Raw genomic sequence first — 1,172 nt, 5'->3', positions numbered from 1 at the left:
GGTGAGGCCGTGTCGGCGGCTGAACCGCGTCAGTGGGTGGCTTCGGCGTCAACGGGTAGCGCGCGCGTCAGTCAGTAGCTCCGGCGTCCTCGGGGAGCACGCAGCCGACCTGGCGGCGCAACTCGTCCAGCACCTCCATGACGGCGATGCTGTCGTCGAGGGTGAGCCGCGGACTCTCGGTCAGCCCTTCGTGCAGGCAGCGTTCCACCTCGAGCGCCTGGAAATGCATGCCGCGCGAGGTTCGGTGCGGCTCGAAGGTCTCGGCGAGCTCCTGGCGTCCGGTGTAGCGGCGCACCGTCGTCCAGTTGTAGAAGGCGCCGTCGAGTTCGAGGAAGCCGTCGGTGCCGATCACCGCCCCGCGGGACGGTCCGGCGCTGAGCATGGTGGTGTGGCTCTCCGACAGTGCTCCGTCGGCGTGCGTCAGGGTCATCGCGACCTCGGCGTCCACACCGGTGGTTGCGAGGGTGCCGCGGGCGACGATGTCGGACGGCGCACCGAGCAGGTCGAGCGCGAACGAGACGTTGTAGACGCCGAGATCGAGCAGGGCGCCACCGGCCAGCTGCGGGTTGTGCAGGCGTCCCTTGGGGTCGGGATTCAGCTTCTGGCTGTGGTCGGTGATCACCGCGCGCACCTCTCCGAGCGAACCGTCGGCGATCCGGGCGCGGACGAAGTCGGTGGACGGCAGGAACCGCGTCCACATCGCCTCCATCGCGAAGACGCCGGCGGCGCGGGCGGCGTCCGCGACCTGTCGGGCCTGCGCCGCGGTGACCGTGAACGCCTTCTCGACCAGCACCGGCTTGCCGGCCCTGATCGCCAGCAGCGCATGCTCGGCATGGAAGTTGTGGGTGGTGTTGACGTAGATCGCGTCCACCTCAGGATCGGCGACCAGTGCCTCATACCCGGCGTGCGCCGTCGGAATCTCGAACCGGTCCGCGAACGCCTGCGCCTTGGCGCCGTCCCGGGCGGCCACCGCCTGCAGGTGCAGACCCTCGGTGCGCAGGTTCTCGGCGAAGACGCCGGCGATTCCCCCAGCCCCCAACAAACCCCAGCGGATGCGGTCCGTCATCGGTTCTCCTTCGATCGGCTTCGGTCGAGTCTTTCAGATCGCCCGGTGGTACGCGGGGACGGTTCTTTTCGTACCACCCGTGGCACGCGGGGACGGTTCTTTTCGT

General features: G+C 69.2%; 1 protein-coding gene. It reads right to left on the bottom strand.

The genetic code is table 11. The features are described from left to right. Positions 1–67: 67 nt before the first annotated feature. The gene (locus tag Q0066_RS11085) at positions 68–1,066 is read right to left on the bottom strand and encodes a Gfo/Idh/MocA family oxidoreductase (RefSeq protein WP_298132875.1); all 999 of its coding nucleotides are present in this window, start codon (positions 1,064–1,066) and stop codon (positions 68–70) included. Positions 1,067–1,172: the final 106 nt, after the last annotated feature.

It is taken from the genome of Micropruina sp. (assembly GCF_027492755.1).
Taxonomy (GTDB): domain Bacteria; phylum Actinomycetota; class Actinomycetes; order Propionibacteriales; family Propionibacteriaceae; genus Micropruina.
The sequence above is the reverse complement of the archived record's forward strand: the minus strand, read 5'-3'. Positions and strand labels throughout refer to the sequence as shown.

Excerpts from the sequence above, each read along its gene's own strand:
- Q0066_RS11085 (WP_298132875.1), bottom strand. The coding sequence starts at position 1,066 with ATGACGGACCGCATCCGCTGGGGTTTGTTGGGGGCTGGGGGAATCGCC.